Source organism: Gammaproteobacteria bacterium, from assembly GCA_009838035.1.
Taxonomy (GTDB): Bacteria; Pseudomonadota; Gammaproteobacteria; order Steroidobacterales; family Foliamicaceae; genus Foliamicus.
This window is the reverse complement of the sequence record VXSK01000002.1, coordinates 536,474-556,214: the sequence shown is the minus strand read 5'-3', so window position 1 is coordinate 556,214 and position 19,741 is coordinate 536,474. Positions and strand designations below refer to the sequence as shown.

14 protein-coding genes are annotated in these 19,741 nt (G+C 62.6%); 3 read left to right on the top strand and 11 right to left on the bottom strand.

Translation table 11 applies throughout. The features are described 5' to 3' along the window. Nucleotides 1–6: 6 nt before the first annotated feature. From F4Y72_02490 to F4Y72_02465, 6 genes are all read right to left on the bottom strand, one after another. Entirely contained in the window at nucleotides 7–864 is an 858-nt protein-coding gene (locus F4Y72_02490) for an NAD(P)H-binding protein (GenBank protein MXZ27155.1), read from the bottom strand. A 1-nt stretch (nucleotide 865) separates the two neighbouring features. After that, entirely contained in the window at nucleotides 866–3,421 is a 2,556-nt protein-coding gene (locus tag F4Y72_02485) for a cadherin repeat domain-containing protein (GenBank protein MXZ27154.1), read from the bottom strand. 271 nt (nucleotides 3,422–3,692) lie between these two features. Further along, a complete protein-coding gene (gene gloB, locus F4Y72_02480; GenBank protein ID MXZ27153.1) occupies nucleotides 3,693–4,457 on the bottom strand; it encodes a hydroxyacylglutathione hydrolase in 765 nt (254 codons plus the stop codon). 17 nt (nucleotides 4,458–4,474) lie between these two features. Next, on the bottom strand, nucleotides 4,475–4,975 hold the full coding sequence (gene moaB, locus F4Y72_02475) for a molybdenum cofactor biosynthesis protein B (protein ID MXZ27152.1): 501 nt from the start codon (nucleotides 4,973–4,975) through the stop codon (nucleotides 4,475–4,477). 118 nt (nucleotides 4,976–5,093) lie between these two features. After that, complete coding sequence (locus F4Y72_02470; protein MXZ27151.1) at nucleotides 5,094–6,614, bottom strand: hypothetical protein; 1,521 nt, start codon at nucleotides 6,612–6,614, stop codon at nucleotides 5,094–5,096. After that, entirely contained in the window at nucleotides 6,611–7,837 is a 1,227-nt protein-coding gene (locus tag F4Y72_02465; protein ID MXZ27150.1) for a hypothetical protein, read from the bottom strand. The genes F4Y72_02470 and F4Y72_02465 overlap by 4 nt, the downstream gene beginning before the upstream one ends. 293 nt (nucleotides 7,838–8,130) lie before the next feature. On the opposite strand from F4Y72_02465, the gene F4Y72_02460 reads away from it, so the two are divergent. Further along, entirely contained in the window at nucleotides 8,131–8,397 is a 267-nt protein-coding gene (locus F4Y72_02460) for an addiction module antitoxin (protein ID MXZ27149.1), read from the top strand. Nucleotides 8,398–8,480: 83 nt separating this feature from the next. After that, entirely contained in the window at nucleotides 8,481–9,734 is a 1,254-nt protein-coding gene (locus F4Y72_02455; GenBank protein ID MXZ27148.1) for a DUF393 domain-containing protein, read from the top strand. On the opposite strand, the gene F4Y72_02450 is transcribed toward F4Y72_02455, so the two are convergent. Then, complete coding sequence (locus F4Y72_02450; GenBank protein ID MXZ27147.1) at nucleotides 9,731–11,329, bottom strand: TlpA family protein disulfide reductase; 1,599 nt, start codon at nucleotides 11,327–11,329, stop codon at nucleotides 9,731–9,733. The two genes, F4Y72_02455 and F4Y72_02450, sit on opposite strands and share 4 nt — an antisense overlap. A gap of 1,080 nt (nucleotides 11,330–12,409) precedes the next feature. Continuing rightward, on the bottom strand, nucleotides 12,410–13,660 hold the full coding sequence (locus tag F4Y72_02445; GenBank protein ID MXZ27146.1) for a TlpA family protein disulfide reductase: 1,251 nt from the start codon (nucleotides 13,658–13,660) through the stop codon (nucleotides 12,410–12,412). A gap of 123 nt (nucleotides 13,661–13,783) precedes the next feature. Here F4Y72_02445 and F4Y72_02440 point away from each other — a divergent pair, with 123 nt between their 5' ends. Continuing rightward, nucleotides 13,784–15,097, top strand: a complete 1,314-nt coding sequence (locus F4Y72_02440) for an aspartate aminotransferase family protein (GenBank protein MXZ27145.1) — start codon at nucleotides 13,784–13,786, stop codon at nucleotides 15,095–15,097. 51 nt (nucleotides 15,098–15,148) lie between these two features. Here the strand turns inward: F4Y72_02440 and F4Y72_02435 are convergent, their stop codons facing one another. The 3 genes from F4Y72_02435 to F4Y72_02425 all read right to left on the bottom strand — a co-directional run bounded on the left by F4Y72_02435 (nucleotide 15,149) and on the right by F4Y72_02425 (nucleotide 19,740). Further along, the gene (locus tag F4Y72_02435) at nucleotides 15,149–16,471 is read right to left on the bottom strand and encodes a hypothetical protein (GenBank protein MXZ27144.1); all 1,323 of its coding nucleotides are present in this window, start codon (nucleotides 16,469–16,471) and stop codon (nucleotides 15,149–15,151) included. A 73-nt stretch (nucleotides 16,472–16,544) separates the two neighbouring features. Continuing rightward, nucleotides 16,545–18,500 carry a hypothetical protein gene (locus F4Y72_02430; protein ID MXZ27143.1) on the bottom strand — a complete coding sequence of 652 codons (1,956 nt, stop codon included), beginning with the start codon at nucleotides 18,498–18,500 and terminating at the stop codon, nucleotides 16,545–16,547. A gap of 28 nt (nucleotides 18,501–18,528) precedes the next feature. Continuing rightward, a complete protein-coding gene (locus F4Y72_02425) occupies nucleotides 18,529–19,740 on the bottom strand; it encodes a molybdopterin molybdotransferase MoeA (protein ID MXZ27142.1) in 1,212 nt (403 codons plus the stop codon). Nucleotide 19,741: the final 1 nt, after the last annotated feature.

The following is a 19,741-nucleotide window of genomic DNA, read 5'->3' as shown; positions in this document are numbered from 1 at the left end:
AGTCAATCACAGACTGCTGAGTCGTTTTACGTAGTTTTCGAAGGTATTGGGGTCGCGACCCAGGATCCAGCGCAGCACGTTGGGGTTGCCGCGGAAGCCGAACTGGTCGTAGTGCCGGTTCATGGTGAGCATTTGCGTGATTCGGTCGTCGCTGGCGCCGGCGGCGCGGGCGTTCTTCTCCATCTGTTCCAGGCTCAGGGCTTCGGCGCGGATCTCCCTGCCTAGCACTCGGCTGATCACGGCGGCCATGTCGCGCTGGCTCAGTGCCTCCGGGCCGGCCAGTTCGTAGGTGATGTAGAGATGTCCCCGCTCCGTGGCCACGATGGCCGTGGCTTCGGCGAGGTCGCGGAGGTCGGCGACGTTGAACTTGACGTCGATATTGAAGGGCATGTTGTGCACGCCTGTTTCCAACACCTTGTTCCAGATCAGCCCCAGGTGCTGCATGTAACGCATAGGCTGCACGATGGTGTAGGGCAGGCCGGATTCGATGAGCGTTTCCTCGGCGTCGAGTTTGAGCCGGTGGTGGCGGACCGCGCGCCGCAGCGGGTGCATGACGGAGTAATAGACGAACCGCGATACGCCGTGGGACAGGGCGGCGTCGATGAAGCGGGTCGTGATTTCCACCTCGTTGGGATGCATGGGCGGGCCGATGTGGATGATCGTGTCCACCGAGGCCATCGCGGCGTCGATCGTGGATGCGTCCTCCATGTCGCCGACGGCGAAGGACGTTGCTCCGAGGCCGCTGAGCGCGGGCCATTGGGCCTCGTCGCGCAGGAACGCTTTCACGTCGGCGCCGCGGTTTGCGAGCGCCTTCAGTACCGCGCGGCCCGTTCGGCCATTGGCGGCGGTGAGCAGGATAGTCATGTCAGGAGTTTGGCGCCGATGCGCCCGGAGCGAACTCGGGGCGGATGACCTTGACGACTCGTCTCTCAATCACCGCTCGATCATTGCTGTCGATCGCTCCCGGCCTGTAATCGAGAGTCTCCTCGCGCGCCAGGTCCATGAGTTCCCGCTTGATCCTCGCCGCCCCCCACTTCGGATTGGAGAATGCGAGGTTGGTTGCATAGGCCGCCAAAACCGCCGTGGCCTGGGACGTTGAGCCGTCCGGAGACTCGACATAGATTGTGTGAGGCGCGTACACGCCGTCGGCGCGAATGCCCGCGGAAGCTGCTCCAAGTCTGTGGATCGCTCCGGCGAAAACCACCTTCTCCACTCCCTCGCCGGAGTGGGCGACATAGTCGTCGATTTCTCCGCACTGCGGCGACCACCCGTCCCGTTCGGCAGCGCTCGAATCAAAGTCGTCGCAATAGACGGAGATGTCGCAAACGCCGTCGGCGGATTCCGCACAGGTTGCGTTTTCCAGGGCACTGACCATGAGCACATTGGCTTGCCGCAACCATCGCGCGAACGTCCTTACCTTATCGACGAAGGGCCGACCGTTTCTGACGATCCAGTCGTCCCTGCCGGGGCGATAGCCTTGAGATACGTCCGTTGCGGTCCAGAAAATGCCCACGTCGTGTTTCAGGGCGTGCCTGACGTAGCCGCACATGTTGACTTCGCGCAACTCAACGCCATGCAGATCGTAGGTGCACCAGCCTCCAATCTGCACCAGCGACGCGCGATCCGAGTTGTCCAGAAAGATGTCTGTGATTCTCTGCCCATGGTCACCGGAACCGAATCCCCGGGCATCCACCACAGATACGCTCACGCCGTCGGCATTGCCCTTCATCGTTTCTTCAAAGTGGTCCTCGGTCAGCACGGGGTCGACACGCGGCGCACTTGCCGACAGGTTCGTCACTTGTCCGGTCGAGTCCTCCATCAGGCTCATCACCATCAGCGGCTCAACGGACTCGATGGCAAACCGCCACCTTTCTCGGCCGTCGCCCAATCCGAGTTCGGCCGCTTCGAACTCCCGCGCGGCGCTGGCGGAAACCATGACCTCAACGGCGTCTCCGGGCGATTCGCCCCGCTCGTCGATGCCCTTGATCGTGACCGCTGCCGCCTCTTCGCCAACATTGACCAGGCGCAGCCGGCTCGTCTGGCCGGTATCGGCGCCGAGATTGAATGCCATGACGTGATAGACGTTGCCCGTGCTCGGGGCCACGTCGTGAACCGGCGTCAGAAATCCGTCCGGGGCGCGAACGTAGGCAAGCACCTCGATGTCGAGGTCGCTCGTCAGTTCCAGGCGCCAGTCGCCTTCCCCGGAGCCGGTCCCCGTTGACAAGCCCTTGCGGCCACCCTGTTCCAGGTCCTCGGAGTTGAATTGCACCGCTTCGAATGCGCCAATCCTCAGCGTTACGGGTTCACGGTCCATATCCGTGTCATCGGATGCCTTGATACGAACCTCGCCGGATCTCCGGGAGCGGTTGACAACGCGAACGAGCCCCTCATGGCCCATCGCGTCTCCGGCGACCGGGAACAACGGAACGCGATGCACGCCGTTGTTCGGCTGCGCCGCCGTTGACAGGTTGGCCAGACGGCCCATCGAGCTCTCCAGAAGGTTCATTGCCACGATCGGTCGATCCGATTCCACCACCAGCCGCCACTTGCCCGCGCCATCGCCCAGCATGCCCTCAATATGCGCGCCGCCCGACTCCAGCTCTTGCGCCGTGACCGACCGCGCGGCGCCCGCATTGATCCGCAGCCTTACCTCGTCCTGGCCCGGCGCGCCCGCGTCGTCCGTGCCGCGAACCCTGACGACCGCTTCCTCGTCCCCCACATTGATCAGCCGCAGCCGGCTGGCTTGGTCACGGTCGCTGCCCGGGTTGAACGTGACTACCCGATGGAGGTCACCCGTACTCTGCGCCACGTCGTGAACAGGCGTCAGAAATCCGTCCGACGCGCGCACGTAGGAGAGCACCTCGATGTCAAGGTCGCTCGTCAATTCCAGGCGCCAGTTGCCTTGACCGCCCCCGGTACCGCCCGACAGCCCCAGGCCCGGATTGCCCGACTCCAGGTCCATGGAATTGAAATGGACTGTCTGCTTCGCTTCCATCTCCAGTGTCAAGGCATCGAAACGGCGTCCATTGTCGTCGGTGGGGTAAATCCGCACCTCACCCGCCCAGGAGGAACGGTTGATGATGCGTACGAGTCCATCTCTTGACGGTTCGGACGCCGACGGGAGCAGATAGACCTGGTGGCGCTGGCCCTCCGACGCGGTCCCTTCGACGACCAGCATCTCGCGCACGTCGGTTACGGAGATCGTTACGTCAGCCGTGGTGGAATCCTCCCCGTCGCTGGCGGTGATCGTCACTTCCACGGAGGGCGTGGCCTCGTAGTCGAGCGATCGGTTCTCCCTGAGCCTGAGATTGTCGTCGCTCACTTCGAACCGATCGTCATCCACCGTAACCGTGACCGTGTCGCCGTCGGCATCACTGGTCTGGACCGAAGTAATAACGGCGCCGGACTCGTTCTCCGCCACGGTGGCCGAGGAGCTGACCGTAATGGACGGCGCCCGGTTCGGGTCGGGTTGAGGCGGAGGGGGCTGAGTAGGCGGCGGAGGAGGCGGCGGCGAACCGTCGCCGGAACCCGATCCGCCACATGCGACCAGAAAAGCAGCGGCGATCAGTACGCCAAATCGCGCTGCCGCCTGTACTCCTAAAGATTGGGGGGGTCGGCTCCGGGCTGGCATGCCGGATCATATCCGATCCTCGTGCTTGCTTCAGTCGCCTGCGTGTTGTTTGGCGCAAATGCTAGAAGCGGTCCTTGCGGCGCCTTACCTCGGCGAACACTTCGACGTCGTCCGCGTCTTCCATGCCGAGTTGCACGCGGATGCCCTGGCTGTCCGGGCGCAGGAAGGGGTTTGTGCGTTTTTCCTGGTGCATGGTCGTGGGGACGGTCGGGCGTCCTTCCTCGCGCAGCCGTTCCACTTTTTCCATTCTCTGGACCAGCGCCTCGTTGTGCGGGTCCACGGTGAGCGCGAAGCGGCCGTTGGTGCGGGTGTATTCGTGCGCGCAGTAGATGCGCGTGCGGCCGGGCCAGCTCATCAGCTTCTGCAGCGAGTCCCACATCTGCCCGGGCGAGCCCTCGAACAGCCGGCCGCAGCCCATGACGAAGAGTGTGTCGCCCACGAAGGCGGCGTCTTCGTCGGGGAAGTAATAGACGATGTGGCCGCTGGTGTGGCCGGGGGTGTCGTAAACGAGGGCTTTGGCGTTGCCGAATTCCAGGGTTTCGCCTTCGCCGACCTGGAGGTCGATGCCGGGGATGCGCGCGGCGTCGGCGCTGGGGCCTACGATGATGCAGCCGGTGCGGTCCTTCAGCCACAGGTTGCCGCCGGCGTGGTCGGGGTGGTGGTGGGTGTTGAGGATGTGCGTCAGGCGCCAGCCCTTGCGCTTGAGTTCGCGGTGGATGACCTTGGCGTCGGGCGTGTCAATGGTGGCGGTCAGGCCAGACAGGCGCTCGTGGATCAGGAAGCCGTAGTTGTCCGACAGGCAGGGGAACTGGTGGATCTGGAGCAACGCCATCTTCGCGGATCCTAGGTCTCTCGCAGGCGGGGCCTGAGCTCGGCCAGGTTGCAGGGGCGGGTGCGGGTGTCGAGCTGCGCCTCGATGAGCTTGTCCCAGCCGGTGGCCACGGCGTTGCGCGAGCCGGGCAGGCAGAAAACGAAGGTGCCGTTGGCCAGCCCCGCCAGGCAGCGCGACTGCAGCGTGGAGGTGCCGATGTCCTCGTACGACAGCACCCGGAACATCTCGCCGAAGCCCTCGATCTGCTTGTCGAGCAGCGGCTCTACCGCCTCGGGCGTGCCGTCGCGCCCGGTCAGCCCGGTGCCGCCCGTCGTGATGACCGCGTCGACGCCCTCATCGGCGATCCACTGCGAAACCACCGCGCGTATGCGGTACCGGTGGTCCGGCTCCAGCAGCCGCTCGTGCAGCTTGTGGCCGGCGCTGCCGATGCGCTCCGCCAGCAGCGCACCCGAGTCGTCCGTCTCCAGCGTGCGGCTGTCCGAAATCGTCAGCACCGCGACATTCAACGGCAAAAATGTGTCTGTTTTCTCGCTCACTCGCTACGCGCTCCGGGCATACGGAGATTCTAAGTCAGGCGGGATCGCTGCGCGTGCTCCGGGTCGGTGTAGGCCATCTTCGCTTCCCGTAAGGTCAATTTAGAGATGGGTCTTGCACGAGTACGCCGTTCTCCCATTGTTCCTCGACAACGTTGCCGTTTGCGTTACGCACGGTCCACAGTCCGTGCCGTTTGGCGTCCGCATACTGCCCTCGCGCTACAGTGCCGTCCGGATCGGTCACGACCCATTCCCCGTACTCCGTTCCATCCGCAAACATGCCCTCGCGCACGGTGCCATCAGGCGACGTAATGACCCATTCACCATGCCTCTGGCCGTCCACATAAAAGCCCCTGTGCACGGTCCCGTCCGGGTGCCGATAGACCCATTCTCCGGTCTGCTTGTCTCCCGTAAACGGGCCTTTCCCATCGACGCCGCTGGCGTATCGAACAATCCAATTCCCGGTCCTTCTGCCATTCTCGTAGTTGCCTAGCTGAACCAGGCCGTTTGCGTATTGAAATGACCACGGTCCGTGCCGTCGTGTGCCTGAGTAGCGTCCTTGACCCACGGTTCCGTCTTGAAGGGTTTCGGTCCATCGCCCCTGCCTGGTGCCATTCGCATACTGCCCTTCGATTGTCGTTTCGTTGGTAAAGCGAAACTTCCATTTCCCGTGCATTTTTCCGTCCATGAAGGATCCTTCGGCTTCGGTTCCGTCTTCCCGCAGCAGCACGAAATCGCCATGCCGCTCGCTGGGCACGAACAAGCTTTCCTGCCAATCGCCCGGCGATTCGCCAGGCGCCCAGGCCTTGATCGAAACACCTTCCAAAAACAAGACCTCCCGGATATGGCCGTCAGCGTTGCGCTGCACCCAGCGCCCATGTCGCCTTCCCTGGACGTAAGGCCCTTCCTGCGTACTTCCGTCCGGCTGGCGCACAACCCAAGTTCCATATCTCTCGCCGTTCTCCATGTGCCCCGCTTCTTCCCCACCGCCAGGAAGAGGAACGACGTAGTGCCCGGTTCTGTTGTCTTCGACGGGAATGCGCTCAAGCACTTCACCATCGGGGCCGCGCATTTCCAGGGGACCGTAGGCTTTGCCCAACAAGTAGCGCTGCTTTAGCGTGGCTCCGTTGACGCGGCGGGAGAACCAGGTTCCGTGCTTCTGTCCGTCCAGGTAGGACAATTCCATAACCCACCCGTTGCTGTTGCGTGCTGTCCAGGATCCTTGCCTCAGGCCGCGTACCAATCGACCCTGCTCCCTGCTCCTGAAAACCCTCCCATTGGTCCGTCGTTTCTCGAGCCAGGATCCTGTTCCTTCTCCCAAGCCGCCGGAGCACTCTCCGGTCCAGGAAATTGTGGATCCAGGCTGCAACTCCTCGATCCACACGTAGCATCCCCGCTCGTTCGCGACCTCAATCCAGCAGTCAAGTCGCCTGCCGTCACCCGTGCAGATTTCCGCGGCGCTGAGGGACTCCGGTGGCGGCAGCGTACCGGCTTCCTTCCGCTGTGCATCAGGCTGAATTACGCCGAAGACTATGAGGAGAAGATAGATTCCCAACGCGCCCACGATGCCGAGGAGTATCCCCAACACAACTTTCCATTGTTTACTAACCGAGGTCACGGCCCACCACGCTGTTCGCCTGCCTTAATTGCTCTTATGCCATTTTCCCAGTGTTCCTCGAACGTATTGCCGTTTGCCTCGCGCACCAGCCACCTCCCGTGCCGTTTGCCTGCTGCATAAGGCCCTTTCATGACGGTACCGTCCGGATAGGATTCCGTCCATTCGCCATACTCCTGGTCGTCTGCAAACATGCCCTGCTGCACGGTTCCGTCAGGGAATTTCCGGGTCCATTCCCCGTGCCTTTTTCCTTCAACGAACGAACCCTCGTGGGCTTCACCGTTCGGATAGCGATAGATCCATACGCCATGCGCTTTCCGGCCGTGGTAGGGACCTGTCGCCACGAGCCCGTTGGCATAATTCGTGACCCATTCGCCACTCTTTCTGCCATTGCTGAAAGCGCCCTCTTGCACCATTCCGTTCGCGTATCGAAACTCCCACTCGCCGTGCCTCAGATTGCCCCGGTAAGGCCCTTGCCCTACGGTGCCGTCGACGTGGGTTTCGATCCAGTCTCCGGACCTGCTGTTGTCGACGTATAGTCCCCTGGCCACATTGCCGCCGGGTGAGCGGAAGGTCCATTCTCCGTGCATTTCCCCATCAACGATCAGCCCTTCCGCCTCCGTGCCGCCGGCCAGGCGAAGCACGAAGTCTCCGGTCAATTCGCGGCGGGGAAATGGCGTTTCCTTCAGTGGCTTATCCGACCCGCTCAAGCCCCAGGCCTTCAGTTCCAGGCTATCGACAAGAACCAATTCCTGCGGACGGGCGTCAGGGTCTTGACGACGCCATATACCGTGCTTGTCAGTATTGACAGGACCTTCATCGATCTTCGTCTTCGCGAAGGGGTTTGATTCCCTTGGTTCGCCATCGGGACCGCTCACGATCGGGTACCCGTAAGACTTGCCCAGCAGGTACCGCGTTTCACGCGTGTTCCCGTCCGCGTAGCGCGTAAGCCAGACTCCGTGCGGCAGCCCATCCAGATAGGACACGGTGTCCACTCTTCCGTCACGGAATCGCGCTTGCCAGTCGCCCTGTTTCCTGCCCCGCACCAACAACCCTTCTTCGATGCTCGGCCTCGAGAGCCAGCTGGCCATCAACAAGCGGACCCGCCGTCCCTCCAGCCACTTGCCCGTTCCCTCCGCCAGGCCCTCGGCACATTCGCCGAACCAAAGAACTTCGTGAAGCGGGCGATGCCATGCCAGCCAAACGTAACATCCCGGCTGGTTCATGACTTCTATCCAGCACCGATCCCCATAGTCATCCATCGCGCAAATGTTTGCCTTGCTGACTGTCTCTGGGAGCTGAAGCAAGCTCGGCTCCTTTCGCTGCACATCAGGTTGGATGGCGCCGACGGCTATCAGGAGTAGCGAGACTCCCAGGGCGCCAAGGACGACGAGCAATATCCCCAGCACAACTTTCCACATGTCTCGATTCTATGCTATCCGGACATGTGGCCCAGCCGGATTGTATAGGTATTACATATTGGTTATATTGAATTTTCTTCCATCGAATAGAACGCTCCATGCCAAGCAAAACGACAATTACGGTTCGGCTCAGCGGAGCATTGCGTGACTTCCTATCCGCCAATGTGGGGGAGAACGGTTCCTACGAGAACGTTAGCGAGTATGTGCGCGATCTGATCCGGCGGGACAAGGAGCGGTCGGAGCACGAGGCCTTCGAGCGGTTGAAGGCCGAATTGACCCGTGCCTTTGCTGCTCCGGAGAAATCCTTTCGTCCGCTTTCCGCTTCCAAAGTTATTGCCAGGAACAAGGAGTGTCCCAGCCCATGATTGTCGTGCGCGCCAAAGGATAGACTGCACTCCGCATCGACGAAATCTACCGATACTCCCGTGAGCGTTGGGGGCAGGTGGCGATGGCCGGCAAGTTAGATGGGGTTTGGGGTTCTTGGCCCTTTGGATGGACCGGGGGTCAATACAGCATTTTTCGCGTGCTGCTGGGCGGCTTTCTGCTGTCGCATTTCGTGCAGCTCTCGCTCTGGGCCTGGGACTTGCCGTCCGGGTTTGTGCTGGCCGTCACCTGCGTTGCGGCGGTCGCGTCGCTCTTGTTCATCGTCGGGCTCGCCGACAAGTGGGCGGCGCTTTATCTCGGGTTCATTCTGGTTTACCTGTACGGCCTGAATCCTGCGCTTCCCAAGGCGAGCGTCGCCCCTCTGGTTTGGATGCTGCTGGCGCACCTGCTCATGCGCAGGGCGCCATATGGCTCCCTGGCGGCGCGAGGACGACCGGATCCGGGCGCGGGCTGGCGTTTCCCGGTAGCACTCGTTCTCGGCACCTGGTTGCTTTTGGCATGGAGCTATCTCCTGGCAGGCCAATCCCTGACATTCGGTCCGCAGACGGTAGCGGGAGTTTTCCTGCCGGATGTGTTTCCCGATCCGTACTTGCGAGACTACGTTCCCCCGGATTTTCTGGGCCTGCTGCCGCCATTTTTGGTCGAGGCGCTTGAGTTGAAGGCCATGTTGGTCGGCTACTTGTTCCCGCTATTCATGATGTTCGACCGGGTCCGCGTCTGGTTCTGGTGCGCGATCTTCGCAACTCAAATGTGTATCGCCTTTCTGGTTGATTTTGCCGGGGTGTCGATTGTCCTGTTGCTGCTTCACCTGTTCGCGTTCGACCCCGGTTGGATCAGAACCCGCAAGCCGCCCGAGCGAGCAACGCTGTTCTACGACGGAACCTGTGCCCTGTGCCATCGCCTCGCCCGATTCGTGCTGGCGGAGGACAAAGACGAGCGCATCACATTCTCGCCGCTGCAAAGCGAGTTCTTTCGTTCGGCGTTCACGGCAGAAGAGCGGGCCGGGCTTCCGGACAGCATTGTGCTCAAGAGCGACGTGGGCCTGCTGCTGGAGGGCGATGCCGCAATCCGGATATTGAAGATGCTGGGAGGAATGTGGCTGGTATTGGCGGTTCTTCTCGGCGCCTTCCCCAGGCGATGGAGAAACGCTGCCTACCGCTTTATCGGTAAGCGCCGCTACCGTCTCTTCGGCCGCACCGAAACCGCTTGCCCCATCGTGCCGCCCCGCCTGCAGTCGCGCTTCCGGGAAGAGTCCCCGGAAGCCGTCGAACGGTTTTCGCCGAGTGCCTGGAGGGGCTCCTTTCGGGACAAGGCCTAGTCGAGCAATTCTTCCAGCTTTTCGTCAAGCTTGTGTTGCCGCAGGTTGGCCGCGACGATTTTTCCGGTGCCCGAATCCACCAGGTAGTTCAATGGTATGCCCCGATTCTTGAGACTGTAGGCTTGCGCTACCTCCGTCTCATATCCCATGCCGATATCAATCCAGGGCATGTTTTCCTCGGCCGACGCTTCCTCCCAGTCCTCGCGTTCGTCGTCGAGCGTGAACGAGACGATCTCGAAGCCCTTGTCGCGGAAGCGGGCATAAGCTTGCTTCATGTGCGGAATCTCCACCCGGCAGGGGCCGCACCAGGACGCCCAGAACTCCACCAGGACCAGGCGGTTTATCGATTGCACATCGGCCAGTCGCACCTCCACGCCGTCAAGGGTCTCGCCGGTGAAGTCCACGATGCTGTCGCCCTCCTTCAGGGCATTGATCGTTATCACATTCGTGGCGGGGGCGAGCCGGTTGACGACCCACGGATCGTCCGGCGTCAGTTTGGCGAGGGAGTGCAACGCGTCGTTCATCCACGGTCCGACTATCCAGGATGCCTCGATTGCAAAACGCCTTGCCAGCGGGTCGGGGTGGGTGAGCGCAACCTTGGACATGCCCTCTTCCTGAAGCCGTATCGTCAACATGTTGGATTCGACCATGCGATCCCACAGGCGCCGCCTTGCTTGCTCCCGCGGGTCGTCCCCCGGCAGGACTTCGTCCCCGATTTTCGCCTGCGCCTGATCGTGATCCGCCCGCGCTTGTTCGGCGTCCGCCTGCGCCTTTATGTATTCCTTCGAAAGGCGCCAGGAGTTGAACACGGCATCGTTGTAATGGCCGCCTGTTATCTCCGAGTAATCGTGGCGGATCATCCGCAACTTGAGTTCGCCGGGCTCCATGATGAAATTGTTGCCCTGCTTGTTTGGCGTGAACGTATTGCCGTCGGCGGTCTTTGCGCCAATTACGGCGAAGGTGGCCACACGCGGCTGATCCACGGCGATTTCCAGGCGAAATGCGCCATCGGGACCAATCGGCGCCCAGGCGATGGCGCCGTAGGCTTCAATGGGCGGCTGTTCGTCCGGCTTTGCCGTACTTTGCCATTCTTCCCATCGGGCGGTGTCCCAGCCTCGCCTGCTGTCAAGTACCGCGAATTGGCCGTTGTCGTACGGCGCGGCCGTAGTGCCTTCGAGCACCATCACTGACGTTTCGTCGGCGTGTGCCGGCGATGCCGCCAGCAGTGCCAGGAAGAGGGTAATCATGAATGTTCGCATCTCGTTTCTCCGTTGATTCATTGGTTCATCGGGATTCATGCAGGCTAATGGAGGAATGCGGTCTCGACGAGCGCGCCGTTCTCCCAGAATTCCTCTATAACGGTTCCGTCCGATCTGCGCACGATCCAATCCCCGAATTTGCTTCCCTCCCAGTAGAAGCCGTCGCTTCCGGCGCCGTCCGGCAGCGTGGTGGTCCATTTTCCGTGCCGGATGCCGCCCAGCAGGGATGCTTTCTCGATCGTCCCGTCCGGATAACGGTAGATCCATTCGCCGTTCGGCCTGTCGCCACGGTATTCGCCTTCCACCACGCGCCCGTCGGCTTCCTTCATCATCCATTTGCCGTCACGAACGCCGCCCTCGTAGGCGCCTTCGTGCACCGCGCCGTCGTCGTACCGAACCACCCAGTCGCCGTGCTTGTATTGGCCCAGGTAGGCTCCCTGCGCGAAGCTCCTTCCGTGGTCGATCTCGACCCATTCGCCTGTCGGGCGGTTGTCCTGGTAAAGCCCGCTACGGACCGTGCCGCCGGGATCGCGGAAGGTCCATTCTCCCTGCATGACTCCGTCGGCGAATTGCCCTTCGGCTTCGGTGCCGTCAAAGTAGTGCTCGCCTGCGTCACTCCCGGCGGAAAGGTGCAGCAAGTAGCGTCCTGTCAGCCCGCCGTCGGGAAACGGCCGGTCAACCGGTTCTTCATTCGATTCGGCAGGACCCCAGGCGACGACTTTCCTGTTCTCGATAAACAGCTCCCTCCGTGCTTCTCCATCGGCGCCCGGCCCAGGCTCAAAGCCGTGCCGGTACCCGTCGCGGTACGGCCAATCCTCGTCGTAGCGCTGCTCCCACGGGGGGATGATTCTCTCTCCACCCAGTCTGTACCGGAACGGAACATCGCTTTGCCGTCCCAGGATGTAGGGAATTTCGACGAATTCTCCGTTCCTGTGGCCGACCCAGCGGATGCCGTGCCGATACCCGTACAAGTACGACTGCTCCGCCTCCCTGCCGCCCAGGTATCGGGAGTACCAGTCGCCCTGCCGCTTCCCCTTGACGAGCGTTCCCTCGTGCCTGCCGTCGAGCAGCGAGAAGACGAAAACGGTCAAATCGAGGTGCGATCGTGATTCCAGACCGTACTCTCCTTCCGCCAGGCCATCGGGGCATTCGCCGTACCAATAGAATTCCTGGTCCGGCGATTCCACATAGACCCATGTGAAACACCCCGGCCGGTTCACGACTTCCTTCCAGCAGTGGCGCCCGTAGCTGCGCTCGTGGCAAAGGTTTTTCTGGGTGATGCCTTCCGGGAGTGGAAGCGTTGCCGTTTCCCTCGGCAGAATCTCAAACCGGGCGATTCCCGTGTAACTCAGGATCAGCAGCACGATCAGCGCGCCGGCAAACGCCCAGAGCACGAGTTTCATCGAGCGTCACTCCTTATTCGAGCAGTTCTTCCAGTTTTTCATCGAGCTTGTGTTGGCGCAGGTCCTTGGAAATGATTTTTCCGGTGCTGGATTCCACCAGGTAGTTGTTCGGAACACCGAGGACATTGTAGGCCTTTGCGGCCTCGGCCTCGTATCCCATGCCGAGATCGAACCAGGGCAGATCTTCTTCGACGGAGGCTTCTTCCCAGTCCTCGCGCTCTTCGTCGACGGTAAACGATACGATCTCAAACCCCTTGTCGCGGAAACGTTCATAGGCCTGCTTCATGTGCGGTATTTCCACCCGGCAGGGGCCGCACCAGGAGGCCCAGAACTCAACCAGCAAATAGCGGCTGTCGGCGCGTATATCGGAAAGCGTTACTTCTTCGCCGCCAAGTGTCTCGGCCGTGAAGTCCAGGACGCTCTCGCCGACGCGCAATTGCCTGTTCTGTTCGGCATTCGCCGCGGCCGCTTCCATCGCGGCGAGGCGTCCAATGACCCAGGGATCCTCCGGCGCGATTTCCGCCAGCCTCTGTATCGCTTCGCCCATCCACGGACCGAACAGCCAGGTTGTCTGGATCGCATGCTTGACTACCTCGGGATCATCGTGGTTCAGCGCGACCTTTGCGAAGCCGTCCATCTCGATTTGCGTAAGCCGCCTGGAGGCCTCCGTGAGGTTGTCCACCCTGCGCCGCCTGGCTTCCTCGGTCTCGTCCTCCGCGGGAGTCAAGAACCGCTCGTAGTCGGCCTGCGCTTGCGTGTATTCCTCCGAAGTCCGCCATGAACTGTGAATGGCATCGTTGTAATAGCCGCCCGTCATGATCCAGTAATTGCCGCGTATGGTCCGCAGATTGAGCTTCCCCGGCTCCAGGACGAAGTTGTTGCCCGTCTTGACTGGTCCATAGGTCATTCCGTCAGGAGACTTCGCGTTGAAGATGGCGAAATAGACGCGGCGGGGACGGTCTACGGGTATTTCGAGACGAAACTTGTGGTCGGGACCGATCCGAGCTTTTCCAATGGCGCCCATAAACTCTTCCATGGGTGGTCGTTCTCCTTCCTTTGCAGTTTCCTGCCATTCCGTCAATTGGTCCCGGTTCCACGCCAGCGCCGGATCAAACACCATGAAGTCGCCGTTGTCGCGTCCCCCGGTCGCCGTACCTTCGAGCACCATGAGAGGAACGTCATCGGCGAGGACCGGCAAGGCAATCAGAGTCAGGAGGATCAGCTGGCAGAACCAGCCCGGAATATTGGTTTTGCGGTAGCCCATGGGTTGATCCTGCGAGGTTCGGAGACTTGCACTCACCCTACCACAGCGGATCGTCCGGAAGGGGGTGGGCGCGCGGGGCTTGGGCTGGTAGGGTACCGGGCCATGGATACGAGCAAGAGTGTGATGACGGACCTGCCCGATTTGCAGGCGTACTGGATGCCGTTTACGGCCAACCGGCAGTTCAAGAGCGACCCGCGTTTCGTGGTCGATGCCCAGGGCATGTATTACACGTCGCACGACGGGCAGCAGTTGCTCGACGGCGTTTCGGGTCTGTGGTGTTGCAACGCGGGACACTGCCATCCGCACATTGTGGCCGCGATCCAGGAGCAGGCGGCGAAGCTGGATTACTACACGGCGTTTCAGATGGGCTATCCGCGCACCTTCGAGCTGGCCAACCGGCTGGCCGGGATGGCGCCGGAGGGGCTGACCAGCGTGTTCTTCACCAATTCCGGCTCGGAGTCGGTCGATACGGCGCTGAAGATCGCGCTCGCCTGGCACCGCGTGCGCGGCGAGGGGCAGCGGGTGCGGCTGATCGGGCGTCAGAAGGGCTACCACGGCGTGGGTTTCGGCGGCATTTCGGTGGGCGGCATCTCGTCGAATCGCAAGCTGTTCGGGGCGCTGCTGGCGGGCGTGGATCATCTCAGGCACACGCAGGACCTCGAGCACCAGGCCTTCAGCCGCGGCCAGCCCGAGTGGGGCGCCCACCTGGCGGACGAATTGGAGGAGATCGTGGCGCTGCACGACGCCTCGACCATCGCCGCGGTGATCGTGGAGGCGATCGCCTGTTCGGGCGGCGTGCTGGTCCCGCCGAAGGGCTACCTGGAAAGGATTCGCGAGATTTGCGACGAGCACGGGCTGCTGCTGATCTTCGACGAGGTCATCACGGGATTCGGACGCACCGGAGAGGCGTTCGCTTCGCAGACGTTCGGCGTGACGCCCGACATCATCACGCTGGCGAAGGGCCTGACCAGCGGAGCGGTGCCGATGGGCGCGGTGCTGGCGCGCCGCGAAATCTACGAAGACTTCATGCAGGGCCCCGAGCAACTCATCGAGTTCGCGCACGGCTACACGTATTCGGGCCATCCGTTGGCGGTGGCGGCCGCGCACGCGTCACTGGACGTGTACCAGGACCAGGGCCTGTTCGAGCGCGGCAAGGAAACCGGCAAGCTGCTGGGCGACGCGCTGCAGGCGCTGAAGGGCAAGCCCTACGTCATCGACATCCGCGACTTCGGGATGCTGGGCGCGGTGGAGCTGGAGCCGGTGCCGGACAAGCCCACGGCGCGCGCGCAGGAAGCGTTCCGGCTGTGCTTCGACAACGGCCTGCTGGTGCGCACCACCGGCGACACCATTGCGCTGTGCCCCGCGCTCGTCGCCGAAGAGTCGCACATCGCCGAACTCGTGGACAAACTCGCCCGGGTCCTCGACACCCTTTCGTAACCCCCGGGAGTGGGGGCATGTCCCCCACGGCGTCCCGCCGTCGCAATCCAGCTATTTTCGCACCGACACATACGCGAGCCGGCCTTTGCGTTCCGCCAATGCTCGCGGATAGTCTCGGGACGCACAACTGTTGTTCCATCTCCGATTAATCGGAATCCGAAACAACGGTTTCGCGTTGTTGGAAATCGTATCCAGGTCGTAGACGTCGTAAGCGGCGGTTCTTTGATCGCGGGAAAATGAACGGTGAATCAGGAGTTCGTTGGCGCTTATTCTGTGCCCGCTGACATTGCCTATACCAGGGGGCATGGTTGCGGGATTCAGGAAGTCGCCCAGGCGTTCGCACTGCTCTTTTTCCGATACTCGTGGGAAATCAAACACGATCTCCCCTGTGGCCCCGTTAACGACTAAGAGTCTCCAATCTTTCCGGTCCCACGTCTGCGGGAGGCCGGAAGGAATGGTAATCAGGGTAAGCCAGGCGCCGGAACTCCATACGCTGATGGTCCAGAAAGAGAAGTTGTGGGTGGTTACGAAGGACCAAACATCCCTTGAATTGCCCTCCGGCCAAACGTATTGCCGTTTCGCGATCCTAAATCTGGGCTCGTTCCGCTCAACCCTCTCGTCCTCGACGAAGTAGCCTTCTGTTGACGAAACCAGCACAGCCTCGTCCCGCCTGCTTTCCGTGTCCTCGATCCTGATTGTTCTCGGCGTGCCGCCGCCTGTCTTATAGAAGTAGTGAGTTCCCACGCCTCCCTCATCACCGGGGCACCCCGGGTCCAGATGCACTTCCGAGTAGTCCGGCGAGTAGGAGGCGCTGTAACAGAGTTCAAGCCCCCAGGACTTGAACGTGTTGCCGATGTCGTGGCGATACTCTTTTCCCTGGTCGAGGTTTCGGATCAGCAGTTCGAATGAGTCTTCAGTGACTGTCTCGACAGCGTAGAAGGACGAACCATCGGGAGCAATGCCCAGGCGAACTACATCGTGATGCTCGTATATGACTTGCCCATCCAGAAAGATCACGGCCGGTTCCGGTGGCATGGGGACGGTGCCTGCGGCATGTGAGAGAACGCCAAAGAAGCCTGCGATCAGGGAACCGTCCTCCCGACGCCCAAGTCTGTATCCGCTTGCGGGGAACGACAAATCGCCGCCATAGACCGGGCCGTCCCCATCCACTACCAGGAAACGCGCCACGTCGGACTCGATCAGCACAACCACCGCCGCATCCTGAGCTGCGTGCATGCGGCATTGCGGATTGTCGATTACCTCCTGCGGAGTCAATTCGCTTGCGGATGCCAGGAGCGGTTCGGCGGCTGACGTAGCGCCCGGTTGGCCTGCGGACACGCAAAGGGGGACAGCGAGGGCCAGGAAGAACGCCATGCAGGACCCGGGAAGGAGGGCGGCTTGCCCCCGCGGAGGTTGGGACGCGGCGAGGGTCAGGCCCCCGCCCAGGTCAGTCGGCGCGTTCAATGCGTTCTTGCACTTCCTTGCTTGGGGGCCGCGGCTGAGTCGCGCGCAGTTCGGCGGCGCCTGCTTCGTCCACTATGCCGGCTGCCAGGGCGAAGTCGATGTATTCGTCGACGTTTTGCGCGCCCAGTGCGACCGGGCGGTTCTCGCCCAGGACCGGCGGCGCGGGCGGACCGTCGTAGCCGCTCAACTGGTAGCCGGCGCTGTCCTCGGAGTGATAGGCGCCCAGTGTGGGGATGTTGTCCTTGTCCGGATACAGCACGGACACGGCGCCGCCGTATCCGGCGAACCGGCCCGCGTTGCGGTAGATGAACCAGACCGCGCCGTCGCGCGTGATCGTGGTCTTGAGGGAGTCGGAGCGCGTGGGGATGGGGTAGTGGGTGAACGTGTCGGCTTCCTGGTCGTACTTGGACAGGTAGTTGTCGTTGGCGGCCCAGATGTTGTCGTCTGGATCGGCTTCGGCGTTGTACGAGGCCGCATAGGGAACGTCCATCTTGCGGCGGAACACCTCGCCCGTTTCAGGATTCAGGCGATACAGGATGGCATTGTCGAAGGCGCGGTTTCCCCAGGTGGACGTCCAGATCATGCCCTTCGAATCGACGCCCAGCCGGCGTATCGACGTGGTGGCGTCGTCCTCGACCACCGGGTAGTGGCGGAACACTTCGGTTTCCGGGTCGAAGCGCGACACGCCGCCGTTGTGATAGTCGGAGAACCACACCTTGTCCTTGTGGTCGACGATGATCCCGTAGGGGCGGCTGCGCATCACCGGGACTTCCCAGTAAACGATCGAATCCGTGGCCCGGTCCCATTTCCCCAGCGCGCCGGCGGCGATCAGGGAGAGCCAGAGATTGCCCTTCGAGTCGAAGATCTGGGTATTGCTGCCCAGCATCGGATCGGGGGCCACCCAATGGTCCACCTTGCCGGTTGCGGGATCGAGCCGGCGCACGACGTCGCCCGAATACCAGACCGTCCCGTCGGTCTGGTCCACCACGATGCCGTGGCCGCCGCCGTGCCCTTCGAAGGCCGTTTGTTCGCCGGTGCGCGGGTCGAACCTGACGATGCAGCAGGCGGTGTAGGCGATCCAGACGTTGCCGTCCAGGTCGAAATCCACCTGGTGCGGCCAGGGCCAGACTTCGTATTCGTCGGATTCGCGGTAGATGTACTCGACGAACATCGCCTTCTTCAGCGCCTCGTAATCGAGCTCGGGTTCGCGCGTGAGTTGCACGACCACCGGCGGACGGTCCGCGGGGAAGGTCTCCGCAAGGTAGTCGACCAGGATGTCGCGGTCCTCCGGCGGCAGGAACTTCGGATCGAACAGCGACGCCTTGCCGGCGCGGCCGAACGCGGGAGCTTCGTACATCCGGTCCACGACGACTTCCCATGCCTGCCTGTCTTTCGGCGCGCGTGCGCCGGGATAGGCGCGCGAGAAGTCGTTGTAGGAAAAGAGTTGGATCGTGTGGCAGCCGTGGCAGGCACGCTCGAGAATGTCGCGCCCCGGCCCCGGCGGATAGACCTCGTCGTAGGGGAGAATCTCGGCATTGGGGTAGTGCATGCCGCCGGCGTAATCGACCACCGGGCCGACGCCCGTCAACGCGAAATCGAGTTCGACCGCATCGCCGGGGCCGATTTCAATATTGACCGTCTGGCTATCGAATCCTTCAAGCTGATCGACCGCGCGGCGTATCGTCACGTCGTAGCGGCCGGGGATCATTTTTACCGCCCGGTATTCGCCGTCCACGACGAACACGGTGTAGGCGAGGTCCTTGTCGGTGTTGTAGGCGTAGACGACCGGAAGCAATCCTTCGACGGTGCCCTGCACCGTTCCGGACAACTGCCCGAGGCCGTCGTCTTCGGCGGAGGGAGGCGCACCGGAATCCGACGGCTCTCCGGCGCAGCCAGCCATCAGCAGCAGGCACAGGCCTGCAATCGCCGCGCTTCTCATGTCTCTCCTCCCTTTCCCCGGCGGGGAATCAATTGTGCCAGCGGAAGATGCGGGCGACGTAGCCGGCGGGGAAGCGGGTGCGGTTGGCGGGGAGTTGGGCGAAGCCATCGGTCCGGGCCAGCGAGGCGAAGTCGCCGGAGGTGTTGGTTTGGCGGGGGCGCGCGAGCAGCCGGCCGTCCCGGTCGGTGGACAGGCGAACGGGAAGGAACCAGGTGAGGCTGGGCTTGAAGCTCACTTCATCGGAGAGCGTGGCGTGTTCCGGGGCGGCAGCCTGCGCACCCTGCGCCATTTTGAGCGCGGGGATGACGTAGCGGCGCAGGCACACGAGGCTGGAGACGGGGTTGCCGGGCAGGCCGAAGACGGGTTTCCCGGCGTGCATGCCGAACCACAGCGGGAAGCCGGGGCGCTGGCGGATGCGGTGCAATACCGGCCTTGCGCCGAGCTCGACCAGCACGCCGGGGACGTAGTCCTTCGCGCCCTTCGAGACGCCGCCGCTCAGGATCATCGCGTTGCTGTCGGACAGCGCCTTGCGGATGCGTTCCGCGAGCACGTCCGGATCGTCGGGCGAATGCGCGGCGGCGACTTTTCCGAAGCCGTGGCGCTTGAGCAGGGCCGACATGGCGGGGCCGTTGCTGGAGCGCACCTGCCAGCTTTCGGGGCGCGAGTCCAGGCCGACGAGCTCGTCGCCGGTGGACATCAGCGCGATGCGGGGATCGGGGCCGACGCGCGGTTGCGCCACGCCGTTGGCGCTCAGCAGCGCCATTTCGACGCCGCCGATGCGCTGGCCCTCCTTGAGAAGCAGGGCGCCGGCGCGGCGGTCCGATCCCCGCCTGTGAATGAACTGGCCGCGCTTCGGGCGGTAGTCGTCGTCGATGCGGGCTCCGCCGTTCGTTTCGCTGATCCTCTCGACGGGCACGACGGTGTCGGCGCCCTCGGGGAGGGGTGCGCCGGTGGCGATACGCCATGCGACGCCTGCTTTCGAAAGCGCGCCGGGAGCCTGGCCGGCGCTCTGCATTCCTTCAAGCGGAAATTCCCGCTGTCCGGAAGACCAGGAGCGCCAGACCAGGGCGATTCCGTCCATCGTGGCGCGGTCGTACGGGGGCAGGTCGCGTTCGGCGAGCACGTTCTGCCGAAGCACGCGGCCGGTCGCTGCGTCCAGCGCGACCTGCTCGGCCGGCCAAGCCTGAACCGTTTCCCGGATCAGCCGGTCGGCCTGCGCGACGGTGAGCTCGGTCTGCATG